The sequence below is a fragment of the Streptosporangium sp. NPDC005286 genome (genome assembly GCF_040607515.1).
Lineage (GTDB): Bacteria > Actinomycetota > Actinomycetes > Streptosporangiales > Streptosporangiaceae > Streptosporangium.
Genome location: NZ_JBEXGU010000102.1, coordinates 17,779 through 34,250, shown reverse-complemented (window position 1 = coordinate 34,250; position 16,472 = coordinate 17,779). Strand labels below are relative to the sequence as shown.

General features: G+C 70.8%; 17 protein-coding genes. 12 read left to right on the top strand and 5 right to left on the bottom strand.

Going from position 1 to position 16,472, the window contains the following annotated elements; all coding sequences use genetic code 11:
- Positions 1 to 65 precede the first annotated feature (65 nt).
- The 10 genes from ABZU75_RS30095 to ABZU75_RS30050 all read left to right on the top strand — a co-directional run bounded on the left by ABZU75_RS30095 (position 66) and on the right by ABZU75_RS30050 (position 10,032).
- Positions 66 to 365, top strand: a complete 300-nt coding sequence (locus tag ABZU75_RS30095) for a DUF503 domain-containing protein (protein WP_030904200.1) — start codon at positions 66 to 68, stop codon at positions 363 to 365.
- Between the two features lie 67 nt (positions 366 to 432).
- A complete protein-coding gene (gene rbfA, locus ABZU75_RS30090; RefSeq protein ID WP_350913038.1) occupies positions 433 to 915 on the top strand; it encodes a 30S ribosome-binding factor RbfA in 483 nt (160 codons plus the stop codon).
- Complete coding sequence (locus ABZU75_RS30085) at positions 912 to 1,910, top strand: DHH family phosphoesterase (protein WP_355561309.1); 999 nt, start codon at positions 912 to 914, stop codon at positions 1,908 to 1,910. The genes rbfA and ABZU75_RS30085 overlap by 4 nt, the downstream gene beginning before the upstream one ends.
- Positions 1,911 to 1,943: 33 nt before the next feature.
- Entirely contained in the window at positions 1,944 to 2,843 is a 900-nt protein-coding gene (gene truB, locus ABZU75_RS30080; protein ID WP_355561306.1) for a tRNA pseudouridine(55) synthase TruB, read from the top strand.
- Between the two features lie 136 nt (positions 2,844 to 2,979).
- Positions 2,980 to 3,933 (top strand): bifunctional riboflavin kinase/FAD synthetase, encoded by a 954-nt coding sequence (locus tag ABZU75_RS30075; protein ID WP_343973847.1) that lies wholly within the window; start codon positions 2,980 to 2,982, stop codon positions 3,931 to 3,933.
- Positions 3,934 to 4,191: 258 nt separating this feature from the next.
- Positions 4,192 to 4,461 carry a 30S ribosomal protein S15 gene (rpsO, locus tag ABZU75_RS30070; protein ID WP_030904195.1) on the top strand — a complete coding sequence of 90 codons (270 nt, stop codon included), beginning with the start codon at positions 4,192 to 4,194 and terminating at the stop codon, positions 4,459 to 4,461.
- A 319-nt stretch (positions 4,462 to 4,780) separates the two neighbouring features.
- Positions 4,781 to 7,105 (top strand): polyribonucleotide nucleotidyltransferase, encoded by a 2,325-nt coding sequence (locus ABZU75_RS30065; RefSeq protein WP_355561302.1) that lies wholly within the window; start codon positions 4,781 to 4,783, stop codon positions 7,103 to 7,105.
- Positions 7,105 to 8,418: a pitrilysin family protein gene (locus ABZU75_RS30060; protein WP_355561316.1), complete on the top strand. Its 1,314-nt coding sequence runs from the start codon at positions 7,105 to 7,107 to the stop codon at positions 8,416 to 8,418. Before ABZU75_RS30065 ends, ABZU75_RS30060 begins: the two co-directional genes overlap by 1 nt.
- A gap of 124 nt (positions 8,419 to 8,542) precedes the next feature.
- On the top strand, positions 8,543 to 9,280 hold the full coding sequence (dapB, locus tag ABZU75_RS30055) for a 4-hydroxy-tetrahydrodipicolinate reductase (protein ID WP_350913047.1): 738 nt from the start codon (positions 8,543 to 8,545) through the stop codon (positions 9,278 to 9,280).
- 242 nt (positions 9,281 to 9,522) lie between these two features.
- Positions 9,523 to 10,032, top strand: coding sequence for a GNAT family N-acetyltransferase (locus ABZU75_RS30050; RefSeq protein ID WP_355561299.1), 510 nt, complete (start codon positions 9,523 to 9,525; stop codon positions 10,030 to 10,032).
- Between the two features lie 49 nt (positions 10,033 to 10,081).
- Here the strand turns inward: ABZU75_RS30050 and ABZU75_RS30045 are convergent, their stop codons facing one another.
- The 4 genes from ABZU75_RS30045 to ABZU75_RS30030 form a co-directional block, all read right to left on the bottom strand.
- A complete protein-coding gene (locus ABZU75_RS30045; RefSeq protein WP_355561296.1) occupies positions 10,082 to 10,951 on the bottom strand; it encodes a 1,4-dihydroxy-2-naphthoate polyprenyltransferase in 870 nt (289 codons plus the stop codon).
- Between the two features lie 25 nt (positions 10,952 to 10,976).
- On the bottom strand, positions 10,977 to 11,588 hold the full coding sequence (locus ABZU75_RS30040; RefSeq protein ID WP_350913053.1) for a GNAT family N-acetyltransferase: 612 nt from the start codon (positions 11,586 to 11,588) through the stop codon (positions 10,977 to 10,979).
- Between the two features lie 132 nt (positions 11,589 to 11,720).
- Entirely contained in the window at positions 11,721 to 12,272 is a 552-nt protein-coding gene (locus ABZU75_RS30035) for a CGNR zinc finger domain-containing protein (protein WP_355561292.1), read from the bottom strand.
- Between the two features lie 78 nt (positions 12,273 to 12,350).
- Entirely contained in the window at positions 12,351 to 13,748 is a 1,398-nt protein-coding gene (locus ABZU75_RS30030) for a PLP-dependent aminotransferase family protein (RefSeq protein WP_355561289.1), read from the bottom strand.
- Between the two features lie 22 nt (positions 13,749 to 13,770).
- Here ABZU75_RS30030 and ABZU75_RS30025 point away from each other — a divergent pair, with 22 nt between their 5' ends.
- On the top strand, positions 13,771 to 14,835 hold the full coding sequence (locus tag ABZU75_RS30025; RefSeq protein ID WP_355561286.1) for a DMT family transporter: 1,065 nt from the start codon (positions 13,771 to 13,773) through the stop codon (positions 14,833 to 14,835).
- Positions 14,836 to 14,980: 145 nt separating this feature from the next.
- Complete coding sequence (locus tag ABZU75_RS30020; RefSeq protein WP_355561313.1) at positions 14,981 to 15,451, top strand: peroxiredoxin; 471 nt, start codon at positions 14,981 to 14,983, stop codon at positions 15,449 to 15,451.
- Positions 15,452 to 15,502: 51 nt separating this feature from the next.
- Here ABZU75_RS30020 and ABZU75_RS30015 read toward each other — a convergent pair whose 3' ends face one another.
- Entirely contained in the window at positions 15,503 to 16,228 is a 726-nt protein-coding gene (locus tag ABZU75_RS30015; RefSeq protein ID WP_355561283.1) for a GntR family transcriptional regulator, read from the bottom strand.
- Positions 16,229 to 16,472: the final 244 nt, after the last annotated feature.

The following is a 16,472-nucleotide window of genomic DNA, read 5'->3' as shown; positions in this document are numbered from 1 at the left end:
GGGCCCCCCCGGCGGGCGGCCCGCCCCTGAGGTGGCACAGTGACGATCGTGGCGGGTGATCCACTATGTATGTAGGTGCCCTGACATTGGACATCCTGCTCGGCGAGGTCCACTCGCTGAAGCAGAAGCGCTCGGTGGTGCGTCCCATCGTCGCCGAGGTGCAGCGACGGTTCCCGGGTGTGGCCGTGGCGGAGACCGGTCATCTCGATCTGCACCGCCGTACCGAGATCGGGATCGCGGTCGTCTCCGCCACCGCGGCCAACTGCGGTGCGGTGCTGGACGACTGCGAGCGGCTGATCGCGTTCCGCCCGGAGATCGAGTTGCTGTCCGCCAGACACCGGCTCTACAACGAGGACGAAGACTAGGTGTGGAGACGGCCGGCGGCGGAGGCACCCCTCCCGCTCCGGCCGTTCCCACAAGAAGGGGGGAGCTATGGACGCCGCACGAGCACGCAAGATCGCCGACCGGATCCAGCAGGTCGTGGCGGAGATGCTGGAGCGCCGGATCAAGGACCCCAGGCTGGGGTTCGTGACCGTGACGGACACGCGAATCACCAACGACCTGAGCGACGCCACGGTGTTCTACACCGTTTTCGGCTCTGAGGCGGAACGAGCCGACTCCGCCCTGGCGCTGGAGAGCGCCAAGGGGCTCATCCGTTCGGAGGTGGGCCGCCAGACGGGACTGCGCCACACGCCGACGCTGACGTTCACCCACGACCCGCTCCCGGACACCGCCCGTCACCTGGAGGATCTGCTCGCCGAGGCGAAGGCCAGGGACGTGGAGATCGCCAAGCGGGCCGAGGGGGCCCTGCACGCGGGGGACGCCGACCCCTACCGCAAGCCCGAGGACAGGGACCACGACTTCGGGGACGAAGAGGACGAATCCTCGGAGCGCGCGGGACGCTCCGCGACGTGACGCCCGATCCGCGTGCCGACGGCCCGGTCTCCGGCCAGGACTGGGACCGGGCCGTCGAGCTCGTCTCGGCCGCGGACGAGGTCGCGCTGGCCTGTCACGTCTCGCCCGACGGCGACGCGCTCGGCTCCACGCTGGCCGTCGGGCTCGCGCTGCGCGCGGCGGGCAAGCGGGTCACCGCGTCCTTCGGTGACCGGAGTTTCCATGTGCCAAGGCTGCTCCGCTTCCTGCCGGGGCAGGACCTGCTGACCGACCCCGCGCACTATCCCGCGGTACCCGAGGTGATGGTCACCTTCGACGTCCCCACCGCCGAGCGCCTTGGCACGCTGGCCGGAAACGCGGTCAGGGCACGAGAGCTGATCGTGCTGGACCACCATCCGTCCAACACCGGGTTCGGCACGCTCAACCTGATCGACCCCGCCGCCGCAGCCACCGCCGTGCTCGCCGAGGAGTTGATCCGCAGGCTCGGCCTGCCGATCGACGGGGCCGTCGCGACCTGCCTGTACGTCGGGCTCGTCACCGACACCGGCTCGTTCCGGCACTCCTCCACCACCCCGCGGGCGCATGCCATGGCCGCCCGGCTGGTGGCATGCGGGCTTGACCCCGAGCAGATCGCCCGTGAGCTGTGGGACCGTTCCCCGTTCGGCTACCTGAAGGTGCTCGGTGCCGCGCTGGAGCGGGTTCGGCTGGAGCCCGAGGTGGGCGGCGGCCTGGTCTGGACGTTCGTCACCCGGGCCGACCGGGCCGCGTACGGGCTGCCGTACGACGAGGTGGAGGGGATCATCGACGTGGTCCGGCGCACCGACGAGGCGGACGTCGCCGCGATCCTCAAGGAGGACGACGAGGGCGCCTGGCAGGTCTCGACGCGCTCCAAGGGCGGGGTGGACGTCTCGCGCGTCTGTGCCGAACTGGGCGGCGGCGGGCACGCCAAGGCGGCGGGTTTCACCTCCCACCTGCCCGTCGAGGAGACGATCGCCAGTCTCCGGGCACTGCTGTAGAACTCTCCTGACACATCTGTCAAAGGAATCCCATTGAGCACGGCTCGCGCCAAGCGCACCCCGCCGCCGAGCGGGCTGATCATCGTCGACAAGCCCGCCGAGTGGACCTCCCACGATGTCGTGGCCAAGCTCCGCGGCATCGCGGGCACCCGCAAGGTCGGCCACGCGGGCACCCTCGACCCGATGGCCACCGGGGTGCTGGTGGTCGGCGTCGAGAAGGCCACCCGCCTGCTCGGCCACCTCGCGCTCACCGAGAAGGGCTACGACGCCACGATCCGCCTCGGCCAGGCCACCAACACCGACGACGCCGAGGGGGAGATCATCGCTACGGCGTCGGCGGCGGGTGTCACCGAGGAGGACGTCCGCAAGGGGGTCGCCGCACTGACCGGTCCGATCATGCAGATCCCGCCGCAGGTCAGCGCCATCAAGGTGAACGGCGAACGGGCCTACAAGCGAGCCAGGGCGGGGGAGGAGGTCACGCTCAAGCCACGCCCGGTGACCGTGTCGGGTTTCGAGATCACCGCGGTGCGACGGCACGGCGACCTCGTCGACGTCGACGCCTCGGTCTCCTGCTCCAGCGGCACCTACATCCGCGCGCTCGCCCGTGACCTGGGCGCCGGTCTGGGCGTCGGCGGCCATCTGACCGCCCTGCGCCGTACCCGGGTGGGCCCCTACGACCTGTCGGCGGCCCACACCCTGGAGGGGCTCGCCGCCGAGTGCGTGATCCTGCCGATGGCCGACGCCGTCGCGGCGGCCTTTCCCCGCCGGGACGTGACCGCGGCGGAGGCGGGCTCCGTCGCGCACGGTGGACGGCTTCCCGCGCTGGGCATGGGGGACGGGCCCATCGGGGTGTTCGGCCCCGACGGCACGCTGGTGGCACTGGTGGAGGAGCACGGCAAGATCGCCAAGTCCCTGGCGGTGTTCGTCCCCTGACGGCCGTACCGTGGTGGGTGCGCCTTCGACCGACGTCAGGGGGCACGTCGACGCCAAGGGGCTCCCCGATTGGGGAGAAGGTCCAAGAGCATGGCAGGCTTTAGGGGTCGATCCGCTACAAGGGGAAGAGGCTGCGGTGCGAGGCTGGCACGGATTGGACGACGTGCCCGAAGACTGGGGCAGGTCCGTCGTCACGATCGGCGTCTTCGACGGCGTTCACCGCGGGCATCAGCAGATGGTGGCTAGAGCCGTCGCGATGGCCGCGGATCTTGGAGTGCCCTCGGTGGTGGTGACCTTCGACCCGCATCCGGAGGAGGTGGTGCGGCCCGGCACGCACCCTCCGAGGCTGACGACGGCCAGGCACCGCACCGAGCTTCTGGCCGGGCTGGGGGTCGACGCGGTGTGCGTCCTGCCGTTCACCCTGGAGTTCTCCCGGATGAGCCCCGACGAGTTCGTGCAGACCGTGCTCGTCGACCGGCTGCACGCCGCCGGGGTCGTGGTGGGGGAGAACTTCCGCTTCGGCCACAAGGCCTCCGGTGACGTGGAGACGCTGCGCACCCTCGGCGAGAAGTACGACTTCGTGGCCGAGGCGGTCCCGCTGGTCAGCGATGGTGAGACGATCTCCTCCACGCTGATCCGCGAGCAGATCGCCTCCGGTGACATGGAGGCGGTCAGGCTGACGCTCGGCCGCCCGCACCGGGTCGAGGGTGTGGTGGTCCGCGGCTACCAGCGCGGCCGGCAGCTCGGTTTCCCGACGGCCAACCTGGAGTCGCCGGAGTTCACCGCGATCCCCGCCGACGGCGTTTACGCCGGCTGGCTGCAGGGCGTCGAGACCGGCAACCTGCCCGCCGTGTACGGCGGCGAGCGCTGGCCCGCGGCGATCTCCGTGGGTACCAATCCGACCTTCGAGGGCGTGCCCCGCACCGTCGAGGCGTACGCGCTCGACCGTGACGACCTCGACCTCTACGGCGCGCACGTGGCCGTCGACTTCGGGCCGAGGCTCCGCGGCAACACCAGGTTCGACTCGATCGAGGCGCTCATCGAGCAGATCCACGCGGACGTGGACGAGGTGCGGCGCCTGACCGGCTGATCTCTCCCGCACGACCCTCGCGCCACAAGGGCCGTCACCGTCCCCGCGGGCCCCTTGGGAGGGGCGGTTCACGGGGGCCGGAGCCATGGGGCTCCCGCATGATGTGCGGGGGCTGCGAGGCCGATGGTAGCCTGGCATGTCAGCTCTGTAATCGGTGTTCTCGTGATCCCGATGCTGATCTCGCCACGGCGACTGTAGGCACGCACGGTCGTTCGGGGAGCCGGAATTGCGCGTGCCCGTAGAGGTTCAAGGAGAGAAGTGTCGCTCGACACCGCCGCAAAGAAGCAGATCATCGGTGACTACGCCAAGGGTGAGACCGACACCGGTTCGCCCGAGGTGCAGATCGCGCTGCTGAGCAAGCGCATCAGCGAGCTCACCGAGCACCTGAAGGTGCACAAGCACGACCACCACAGCCGTCGCGGTCTGCTGCTGCTCGTCGGCCGCCGCCGCCGGCTGCTGAAGTACCTGCAGAGCAAGGACATCGCGCGCTACCGTTCGCTCATCGAGCGGCTCGGCCTGCGCCGATAGAGTCATGAGGGAGCGGCCTGCATGCCGCTCCCTCATCTCATATGGTCCGGTGTCGGCGCGTCGCGCCATGAAGACACCGTTCCAGTGAGCAAACTGAATAGCCGAGACAGTGCCCCGCGTCCGCAAGCAAGCGCGCCCCACGGCGTCGGAGGGCCGGTCCTCGGTAGTGGCCCCCGGTCATCTTGGCACAAGCCATACGGAACCGGGCGCTTCGATCGAAGACCGGCGCTGCACCTACGGGGAGCCGGCAACACGACGAACCAGGCGCGACACGTGCGTCTGGCCGGACGCGGGCGACCGACCCACAAGGAGGTCCCCCGTGGAGGGTGTCCACAGCAGCGAAGCCGTTATAGACAACGGCTCATTCGGCACGCGTACCATCCGGTTCGAGACCGGGCGGCTCGCGCGCCAGGCGGCGGGTTCCGCCGTCGTCTACCTCGACGACGACACGATGGTCCTCTCCGCGACCACCGCGTCCAAGAATCCCAAGGAGAACCTCGACTTCTTCCCCCTCACGGTGGACGTCGAGGAGCGGATGTACGCCGCGGGCCGCATTCCCGGTTCGTTCTTCCGGCGTGAGGGCCGTCCCTCCGAGGACGCCATCCTCACCTGTCGCCTGATCGACCGGCCGCTGCGCCCCTCGTTCGTCAAGGGCCTGCGCAACGAGATCCAGGTGGTCGCCACCATCATGGCGCTCCACCCCGAGCACCTGTACGACGTCGTCGCGATCAACGCCGCGTCCCTCTCCACCCAGCTGGCGGGGCTGCCGTTCTCCGGCCCGATCGGCGGCGTCCGCGTCGCGCTGATCGAGGGCCAGTGGGTCGCCTTCCCGACCAACTCCGAGCTGGCGAACGCCACCTTCGACATGGTGGTCGCGGGCCGCGTGCTCGACGACGGCGACGTCGCGATCATGATGGTCGAGGCCGAGTCCACCCGCGACACGCTCAAGCTCGTCGCCGAGGGGGCCATGGCGCCGACCGAGGAGACCGTGGCGCAGGGCCTGGAGGCTTCCAAGCCGTTCATCAAGGTGCTCTGCGAGGCGCAGGCCAAGGTCGCGAAGGTCGCCGCCAAGGAGACCGCCGAGTACCCGCTCTTCCTCGACTACCAGGACGACGTCCTGGAGGCCGTGACCGGCGCGATCAGGAGCGAGCTCGCCGCCGCGCTGACCATCGCGGGCAAGCAGGAGCGCGAGATCGAGCTCGACAGGGTCAAGGCCCTGGCGCTGGAGAAGGTCGGACCCGACTTCGAGGGCCGCGAGAAGGAGATCAGCGCCGCCTTCAGGTCGCTGACCAAGAAGCTCATGCGCGAGCGCGTCATCGCCGAGGGCGTCCGTATCGACGGCCGCGGCGTCAAGGACATCAGGCAGCTCAGCGCCGAGGTCCACGTCGTGCCCCGGGTGCACGGTTCGGCCCTGTTCGAGCGCGGTGAGACCCAGATCCTGGGCATCACCACCCTCAACATGCTGCGCATGGAGCAGATGATCGACACGCTCAACCCCGAGCGCACCAAGCGCTACATGCACAACTACAACTTCCCGCCCTACTCCACCGGCGAGACCGGCCGCGTGGGCTCTCCCAAGCGGCGCGAGATCGGCCACGGCGCGCTCGCCGAGCGGGCGCTGCTGCCCGTCCTGCCGCTGCGCGAGGAGTTCCCGTACGCGATCCGTCAGGTCTCCGAGGCGCTGGGTTCCAACGGCTCGACCTCCATGGGGTCGGTCTGCGCCTCGACGATGGCGCTGCTCGACGCGGGTGTCCCGCTCAAGGGCATCGTCGCGGGCATCGCGATGGGGCTCATCAACGAGGGCGACCAGTACGTCACGCTGACCGACATCCTCGGGGCCGAGGACGCCATGGGCGACATGGACTTCAAGGTCGCCGGCACCAAGGACGTCATCACCGCGCTCCAGCTCGACACCAAGCTGGACGGCATTCCGGCCTCCGTGCTGGCGGCCGCGCTGAAGCAGGCCAAGGGCGCCCGCCTGGCCATCATCGACGTGATGCAGGAGGCCATCGACTCCCCGGCGGAGATGAACGTCACGGCTCCGCGCATCATCACGATCAAGATTCCGGTGGACAAGATCGGAGAGGTCATCGGCCCGAAGGGCAAGATGATCAACCAGATCCAGGACGACACCGGCGCCGAGATCACCCTCGAGGACGACGGAACCATCTACATCGGCGCCACCGACGGCCCGTCCGCCGAGGCGGCCAGGTCGGCGATCAACGCCATCGCGAACCCGCACATGCCGGAGGTCGGCGAGCGCTACCTGGGCACGGTCGTCAAGATCGCCGCCTTCGGCGCCTTCATCTCCCTCATGCCGGGCAAGGACGGCCTCCTGCACGTCTCCCAGATCCGCAAGCTGCACGGTGGCAAGCGCATCGAGAACGTCGAGGACGTCATGAACGTCGGTGAGAAGATCCAGGTGGAGATCGCCGAGATCGACTCGCGCGGCAAGCTCTCCCTGGTGCCCGTCGAGGTCATCGAGAAGGAGGCCGCGGCCAAGGCCGACGCCGGCGACTCCGACACCTCGGCGGCCCCGCAGGCCGAGGCGCCCGCCGACGACCGGCCGCGCGAGGAGCGGCCCCGCCGCACCCGTACCCGCAGCAGCGGCAACCGTGGCGGAGGGGAAGACCGCAACTCGTGATCACCACCACTCTGCACCCCGGTAAGGAGGGCTCCGGGGTGGTGAAGCGCACCGTCCTCCCCGGTGGGCTCCGGGTGGTGACCGAGTCCATGCCGACCGTGCGTTCCGTCGCGGTCGGCATGTGGGTCGGCATCGGATCGAGAGACGAGTCCCCCCAGCACATGGGCTCCTCCCACTTCCTTGAGCACCTGCTGTTCAAGGGGACCCCCACGCGGGACGCGCTGGAGATCTCCGCGGCCATCGAGGGCATCGGCGGCGAGATCAACGCCTTCACCGCCAAGGAGTACACCTGCTACTACGCGCGGGTCCTCGACGAGGACCTGCGGGTGGCGATCGACGTGCTCGCCGATGTGGTGACCTCCTCGCTCATCACCCCCGAGGACGTCGAGGCCGAGCGTGGCGTGATCCTGGAGGAGATCGCCATGCACGACGACGACCCCTCCGACGTGGTGCACGAGCAGTTCTCCGCCGAGCTGTACGGCGACACGCCCGTCGGCAGGCCGATCCTCGGCACCGTCGACTCGATCACCGCGGTCACCCGGGACCGGATCGCCGAGTACTACCGGCGCTACTACCTGCCCACCCACACCGTGGTGTCGGTGGCGGGCAACATCGACCACGAGCGGGTCGTGGCCCTGGTCGCCGCGGCCTACGAGCGGGCGGGGGCCCTGGGCGGGGACGCCTCGCCGGTTCCCCCGCGCGTGTCGGGGCCCGGTGTCGAGGCCCGCTCGGGTACCCGGGTGGTGCACCGGCCGACCGAGCAGGCCAACCTGGTCCTCGGTACGACCGCGCTGACCCGCACCGACGATCGCCGCTTCGCGCTCGGCGTGCTCAACGCGGCGCTCGGCGGCGGCATGTCATCGCGGCTGTTCCAGGAGATCAGGGAGAAGAGGGGCCTCGCCTACTCGGCCTACTCCTACACCTCCGCCCTCGCCGACACCGGCCAGTTCGGCATCTACGTCGGCTGCCTGCCGTCGAAGATCGACGACGTGCTGAAGATCTGCCGCGAGGAGGTGCTCCGCGTGATCGCCGACGGCATCACCGAGGAGGAGATCGTCCGGGGCAAGGGTCAGATGCGCGGCGGTCTCGTGCTCGGCCTGGAGGACACCGGCTCCCGGATGTCCAGGATCGGCAAGGGCGAGCTGGTCTTCGACGAGCTGCTCTCGGTCGACGACCTGCTCGGCAGGATCGACGCGGTGACCCCTGAGGAGATCACCGCGGTCGCCGCGGACGTCCTCAACCGTCCGATGTCCCTCGCGGTCATCGGCCCCTACGACGAGGACAGGGACTTCAGCGCGACGCTGGCCGGCTGACGACCCCGTCTGCGAGCGGCCCCGGCGCGTTCCCGCGCCGGGGCCGTCCGCGTCTCCGGGGCGGCTCTCCGGACCCGGTGGTCCGCGACAGTCCGGCGGGCCCGCACGGTATAGCCTTGGGGCCGTGATCAGGGTTGGAGTTCTCGGCGCCCGAGGGCGCGTCGGTGTCGAAGTGTGCAAGGCCGTCGAGGCGGCGGACGATCTGGAGCTGGTCGCGGCGGTCGACCAGGGCGACCCGATCGAGGAGCTGGAGCGCGCCGAGGTGGTGGTCGACTTCACCCACCCCGACGTCGTCATGGACAACCTCAAGTGGTGCATCTCCCACGGCGTCCACCCGGTGGTCGGCACCACGGGCTTCGACGCCGGGCGGCTGGCGACGGTCAGGGGCTGGCTGGACGCCAACCCGGGCGTCAACGCGCTGATCGCCCCCAACTTCGGCATCGCGGCGGTGCTCATGATGCACTTCGCCCAGCAGGCCGCCCGCTACTTCGAGTCCGCCGAGATCGTCGAGCTGCACCACCCCAACAAGGCGGACGCGCCCTCGGGCACCGCCCGCCACACCGCCGAGCTGATCGCCGAGGCCCGGCGCAAGGCGGGTTCCGCGCCGATGCCCGACGCCACCAGCACGGAGCTGGACGGGGCCCGCGGCGCCGACGTCGACGGGGTGCGGGTGCACGCGGTACGGCTGGCCGGGCTCATCGCCCACCAGGAGGTCATCCTGGGCGGCGCCGGCGAGATCCTGACCATCCGCCACGACACGATGAACCGCTCGTCGTTCACCCCCGGCGTGCTCCTGGGCGTGCGCCGGGTCCGCGAGCTCCCCGGCCTGACCGTCGGCCTGGAGCCCCTTCTCGACCTCTGACGGGTGTGACGAGGCCCGGCGCACCACACGTCCTCGCCGCGCCGCTCCTCGGCCCCCCGAGGCTCCCAGGGGCCCCGGGGGCGTTCGTCGCGCGACCATGACGGGATCCGAGCCTGCCTGACCGCTCTGTCACGGCACCGAGTTCCGGCAGGAGGCGGGCAGGTTCGACGGCCGCTGAGGCGTCATCTCCCACCGGACAACCCTTATGGTCTGCGCGCGGTGCCGCGGTATCCTCCGGTTCCATGACAAGCACTCGATCTTCGACTGCGACCGAGGTCCGCTGGGCACGGCCGGAGGAGCTGGCCGGGCTGGTGGCGGTGGAGGTCGCGGCCGACGGGATCTTCGCCGAGGTCGGGATCACCTTCCCGCCGGGGACCACGATGATCGAGGAGACCGAGGACCCCGGTCGGGTGCTCGTCGCGGGTGACCCGCCGATCGGGTTCGCCATGGTCGGCCTGGTCGACGGGCAGCTCCACCTCGACCAGCTCGCCGTCCATCCCGACCACGGGCGCCGGGGAGCGGGCGGGTGCCTGCTGGAGGCCGTCTGCGACCACGCGGTCTCGACCGGTCTGGCCGCCGTGACGCTGACGACCTACCGCGACGTGCCCTGGAACGCCCCCTGGTACGCCCGGCACGGCTTCGCCGTGCTCGACCCCGCCGAGTGGGGGCCGGAGATGGCGGAGCTGGTGCGCCACGAGCGGGAGCTGGGCATCGAGATCGCTCCCCGCGTCGTGATGCGCCGCGTCCTCTGAGCCGCCCGTTGCCTCTCCGGCAGGAGCGGGGAAGGCATCCCCGAGCGGGTCAGAGCGCCAGGCCGATGGTCAGCAGCAGCCCGTACCCGAGCTGGAAGCGGCCCGTCTGCTGGAGCGTCGCGATGAGCGCCGGGCCCGTGGCGCCCGCCCGGACCGCCTTCACCGGGGCGACGGCGAGCGGGGCGGCGAGCAGTGCCAGCGCCGCGAACGGCTGCCAGGGCGCCAGTGCGGGGGCGATCAGCAGGGGCAGCACCAGGCAGAGGGTGTAGAGGACGCGGGTGCGGGGATCGCCGAGCACCACGGCCATGGTGCGCTTGCCCGCCGGGCCGTCGGTCACGATGTCGCGCAGGTTGTTGACCACGAGCATCGCGCAGGCCAGCAGGCCGGCCGGGACGGCCGCCGCCACCGCGAGCGGGGGCAGGTATTCGAGCTGGACGTACGTGGTGCCCGTCACGGCGACCAGACCGAAGAAGACGAACACCGAGATCTCGCCGAGCGCGCGGTAGCCGTACGGGTTGGAGCCGCCGGTGTAGAACCAGGCGGCGGCGATCGCCATGGCGCCGACCAGCAGCAGCCACCACGCCCCGGTGGCCACGACGAGCCCCAGCCCCGCCACCGCGGCGGCGAGGAAGCACCCGAGGGCCGCGGCGAGGACCTGGCGGGGCGGCGCGGTACCCGAGCCGACCAGGCGCATCGGGCCGACCCGGCCCTCGTCGGTGCCGCGCACCCCGTCGCTGTAGTCGTTGGCGTAGTTGACGCCCACCTGGAGGGCGAGAGCCACGAACAGGGCCAGCAGGGCACGCCACCACACCCCTCCGCCGTATCCGACCGCGACTCCGGTGCCGATGGCGACGGGGACGACGGCGGCGGGAAGGGTGCGTGGACGTGCTCCGGCGATCCACTGGCTCGGGGTGGCCATGGGGGTGCGGTGTTCCTCTCCGGCTCTAGCTGATGTCGGTCGCCAGGCGGATCATCCGCACCGTACGACCCATGTCGATGACCCGTTCGGCTCCGTCGGCACCCCAGCCGGCGGACTCCAGGAAGCCGAGCACCGCGTAGTTGTCGGCGAACACCCAGGTCACGATGGTGTGGTAGCCGTCGTCACGGAGGTAGTCGACGGTGGCGTTGAGCAGCCGGCTGCCGTGACCGCGCCGGACGTGGTCGGGGTCGATGAGGAAGGTGAGCATCTCGCCGGCGGTGGTCGGGTCGAGGTCGGGGTCCTCTGCCGGGGCGTGCGAGGCCAGGCCCGCGACCTTCTCGGCGCCCTGCATCGCCGCCATGGCCTCGATGCCGCCGGGGCCGAGCGCGGGGAAGGCGTCGGTGTCGAGGACCACCTGCTCCACGGCCACCAGCACGCGGTGCCGGGAGCTGGGCGGCGAGGTGATCGCGTCGTCCCACTGCTGCCGCCACATGTTCTCGGCCGCCGGGCCGGTCATCTGCTCCAGCGGTCCTTCGGGAAGGAAATCCCGGTAGCCGTACTTCCAGGCGCGGATCTGGGTGCTCGTCACCGCGGCGACATCCTCGTGCCGAGCCGCCCGCACGCCTACGTCTGCCATCTCGGCCCGCTCCTTCTCTGCCGTCTGCCGTCGCCTCGGAACGCGCTGTCTCGCGGATCTCGTGCCACGCGAGCGGGCATCAGGCGGGTGGATCCGTGAGTCAGGCTCTTACACCGTATCGGGGAATCCGACTCAGAGATGACGTGAACCCGGCTCCGTCTGCCGACGGGCCCGATATGCCCTTGTCTTTGTGCGGTTGCCGCAGACCCTCATGGAGCACCACGAGCGTGAACGGTTCTTGGAGGAGTCGACGAACGCCCACTGGCAGGTGCTCTCGGCGCAGACCTTCAGGCGCGACCACATCCCGCCCGCGTGGGTGCCCATCACGGCGGCGGCGATCTCGGCCAGCCCGCCGGGCACTCCCGTCACGACCGGTTCGAGCACCGGCCCGTCGGCGGTCAGGGTGACCCTGAGCGGAAGAGCGGCGAACGCCCGCGGTAGCCCGGCCCCGTGGCCGTCCGCACCGCCGGGACGGTCATGGTCGTGCCGGAGCGCCGCGCGGAGACCCTCGCGAAGGCCGACGGCCGTCGCCAGATCCGTCTCGCCGGCCACCTCTCCCGGCCGGATCAGGCCCCGCCCGCCGAGCCAGGCGGCCAGCGCCGCGGGGGTGGGGATCGAGTCGGTGTCGCTCTCGACGTCGTAGGTGTTGACGAAGTCGATCACCAGGTCGGCGGGATTGTCCATGTCTTCACTCACCTCTTCGCAACCACTGTACGCCGTTAGGGGGTTGTGATTCCCTGCCTCTCCCACCGGGGCGAGAGGTCAGGAGGCGGCCAGGGCGGTGGCCAGTCTGCGGACGCCCTCGACCAGTTCGGCCGGGTGGACGGCCGCCGAGTGGGTCACCCTGATGCGGGGGCCGGGAGGCTCGGCCGGGTAGTAGATGCGCCCGGGGCTCACCAGGGCGCCCGCCCTCTTGGCCGCCTCCACCACGGCGTCCTCGTCTTGGTCGTCGGGCAGCCGTACCCACATGTGCAGGCCGCCGCGGGGGACGAGGTGGATCTCGGCGGTGGGGATGTGGGTGGTCAGGGCGGTGGCGAGGGTGTTCCTGCGAAGCGTCAGCTCGGTGTTCAGCGCGGTCAGGTGGCGTCGCCAGGAGGGTGAGCTGACGAACTCCAGTGCCGTCTCCTGGAGCGGCCTGGCCACGAAGAACGACTCCACGAGCTGGTTCGCCCGTACTCGTCGTGCGGCGGGGCCCCTGGCGACGACCCCGGCGACCCGCACGCTGGGTGACAGGGCCTTGGTCAGGGAGTTGATGTGCACGACCGTGCCGTGGGCGTCCAGGGTGACCATGGGCGGCGGCGGCGGGGCCGAGGTCAGGTAGCGCGCGTAGTCGTCCTCGATCACGAAGGCCCCGGCGGCGCGGGCGATCGCCAGCACCTGCTCGCGCCGTTCGAGGGGCAGGATCGCGCCGGTGGGGTTGTGCAGGGTCGGCTGGCAGAAGAAGACCCGCGCCCCGGTGATGGCGAACGCCTCCGCCAGGAGCTCGGGTTTGACCCCGTCGCGGTCCATGGGAACAGCCGTCGCGCGGAGCCCGGCGGCCCGTGCCGCGGCCAGCGCGCCCGGGTAGGTGGGTGTCTCGACGAGCAGGGGCGTGCCCGGGGCGGCGAGGGCGCGGAAGGTGTGAACGAGCGCCGCCTGCCCGCCGCTGACGACGAGGATGTCCGACGGGGCGATGTCGCCACTCAGCTCCTGGGCGAACCACCTGCGCAGCTCGGACACTCCGGCCAGGGGTGGCATCGCCCAGACGTCGGGCCGCCGCAGCGCGCGGGAGGCGGCGGCCGACAGGGCGCCGGAGGGGCGCAGGGCCGTGTTGAGATAGCCGCCGGTGAGCGGGATGACTCCTTCCGGCGGGGAGGCGAGCAGGCCGCTGACCCCGCTGTCGTCCACTGTTCGGTCGCCGAGCGCCACCGTCTGCCAGGACATGTCGGTGTCGTCACCACCGTGCGTGATCGCCGGGGCCACGTAGGCGCCGCTGCCGGGTTTCGTGATCACCCGTCCTTCGGCGGCGAGCCTGCCGATCGCGCGCGACACGGTCACAGGGCTCACGTTGTGTAATCGGACCAGCTCACGGCTCGACGGTAGCCTGTCGCCGGGGCGGAGCCGCCCGATCTCGTCGCGCAGTATGGCGGCCAATCGGACGATACTGCTATCGTCATTCATGAGAGATAAGAGTAGCGCTATCGTGCCAAATCGAGTAGCGGTCGGCGACACTCCGGGCGAATCCGCGGTCGCGGGACTCGTGTCCTCCGATGTGACGGTCGTGACGGTGCCCGGCGCGGTAGTGCAGGGAGAAGCGCGCCAGGGCCGTAAAGGCGCCGGCCGTCGACCGGCCGGAGTGGCGCCATCCGGTGGCGCGCCGCCGGGCGAGCGGGAAAAGACGGCGAGGGCGCGGCGGGGGACCCTGCTGGCCGGGCTCGGGGTGCTGTCGTTCTCGGGATCGTTCCCCTCGGCGGTCTTCGCGATGAGGGGCTTCGACCCCTACCTGGTCGCGATCGGACGTGCCGCCATCGCCGCCGTCGCGGCGGTCGCCTTCCTGCTCGTGGCCCGAGCGCCGCTGCTGCCGCCCAGGTCGCAGCTCCGGCCGTACCTCGTGATCGTGGCGGGCGTGGTGTTCGGCTTCCCTCTCTTCAGCGGTCTGGCACTCGACGCCGGCGCCTCCACCTCGCACGCCGCCGTGGTGATCGGGCTGTTGCCGGCGGCCACCGCCGCCTGTGCGGTGCTGCGGGCCGGGGAGCGGCCCAGAGCGTTGTTCTGGGTGTCCTGCGGTCTCGGGGCTGTGGCGATCACGGCCTTCACCCTCAGCGTCGGCGGCGGCCACATCACCGGGGCCGACCTGCTGCTCGTCGGCGCCCTGCTGTCGGCCGCCGTCGCCTACACCGAGGGTGGGCGCCTGTCCCGCGAGACCCCCGGCTGGCGGGTGATCTCCCACGCCCTCGTCGTCGCCGCCCCGCTGACCGTGCCGATCACGGTGACGCTGGCGCTGACCACCGACATGCGGCCGGACGCCGCCTCACTGGCCGGGTTCGCGTACGCCGGGCTGGTCTCGATGTTCCTCGGCTTCATCCCCTGGTACGCGGGCCTGGCCATGGGCGGCATCGCCCGCGCCGGGCAGACCCAGCTCGCCCAGCCGCTGCTGACGATGCTCTGGGCCTGGCTGCTGCTCGACGAGTCGGTCGGGCCGGTCACGATCGCGGCGGCACTGGTGGTCCTCGCGTGCGTGGCCCTGACACAGCGATCCCGCTCCTGAGAACCGAGGTGGGCGGGCCCTGTTGTGCCGTCGGTGATTCGCCGGAGAATGGGGGCGGAACATCGGCTTCCGCTCTGGCCGGGTACGAGGATCCCGGCGGTGCGAGCGGAGGCCCTCCGACGGCGTAGGGAGACAACCCGTGGGCATGAACCTCGCGGTGGGAGACATGGTCGAGGACTTCGAGCTTCTCGACGAGACGGGCACGCGAAGGCGGCTCAGTGAGTTTCTGGCCAAGGGGCCGGTGGTGCTCTTCTTCTATCCGGCGGCCATGACGTCGGGATGCACGGCCGAGAGCTGTCACTTCCGCGACCTGGCGGCGGACTTCGCCGCCGTGGGGGCGACCAGGATCGGAATCAGCCGTGACGGGGTCGACCGGCAGGCGAGGTTCGCCCAGGCCAACCAACTGGGCTTTCCGCTGCTGTCCGACCCGGACGGCGCGGTCGCCCGGCGCCTCGGCGCCCGCCGTACCGTCGCGGTGGGGCCCTTCCTCACCCGCCGGATGACCTTCGTCGTCGACGCGGACCACCGCCTCCTGGAAGTGATCCACAGTGAGACCCACATGGAGGCCCACGCGGACCGCGCCCTGGAGGTGCTGCGTTCCCGTCCGCACCCCTGACCTCTCGTCCGTCCGGGTGAAAGGCGCGGGCAGGGCGGTGGCCGAGGTCTCTCAGGGGTGCAGGGGGTGGGAGTAGACCAGGCGGAAGCGATCGCCGGGAATGATGATGTCACTGGTCTCCACCGGGCGGTCTCCGGCCCAGTGGGTGCGCTCGACGTGCAGGACGTTGACGCCCGCGGGCAGGGCGAGGGCGTCGCTCTCCGCGGGCTGCGGGACGCGGGTGTGGATCTGCTCGACGACCTCGGTGATCTTGACGCCGAAGGCGGACAGGCGGGCGATCAGGCTGCGCGGGTTCTCCTCGGTGACGGGCTCGCTGAACTCGGCGGGCTCGTAGGAGGTGGCCAGCTGGATCGGCTTGCCGTCGCCGCGGAAGAGGTAGCGGGTGCGGGTCAGCGGGGCGGATTCGTCCAGCCGGAGGCGGTGGGCGATGTCGGGGGTGGCGTCGGCGGGTTCGGCCCGCCAGTCCCAGGTGGCCCGGGTGCCCTGTGACTGGATGTCGGCCGCGAAGGGGGCGTGGTGGTCGTGGAAGCGCCAGCGGTGCAGCGGGAGCAGCGCCGGCTGTTCCCGCACGTAGTGGCCCGAGCCGACGCGGCCGACGATCAGGCCTTCGGCGGTGAGCACGCGCAGCGCGTGCCTGGCGGCGGTCTCGCCCACGCCGTACTTCCTGGTCAGCTGGGCGCGAGAGGGGATCGGGGAGCCGGGGGGAAGGGAGCCGTCGACGATCTGGCGCCGGATGTCGGCGACGACGCGCAGGTAGACAGGATCGGAGCTTGCCACGTGTCCATCCCTGGGTTCTGGGGCGTTGTCCCATCCTGTCGTATTCGATGCGCAACGCAGGGTGATGGTGGAGATTTGGAACTCCAACTTTGCGTGCCGCTCCCAGAAGTGCCCAAAAATATCTCAGAGACCGTGTAACACCCGCGTAAGGAGCGCCGATTCAACGGTAGAGGTCGTCGATGTGTGTACCCCCGAGCACATATCGGCGGCCTCTTTTTTCTTCAAGGAATTCCCTGTCGCCACC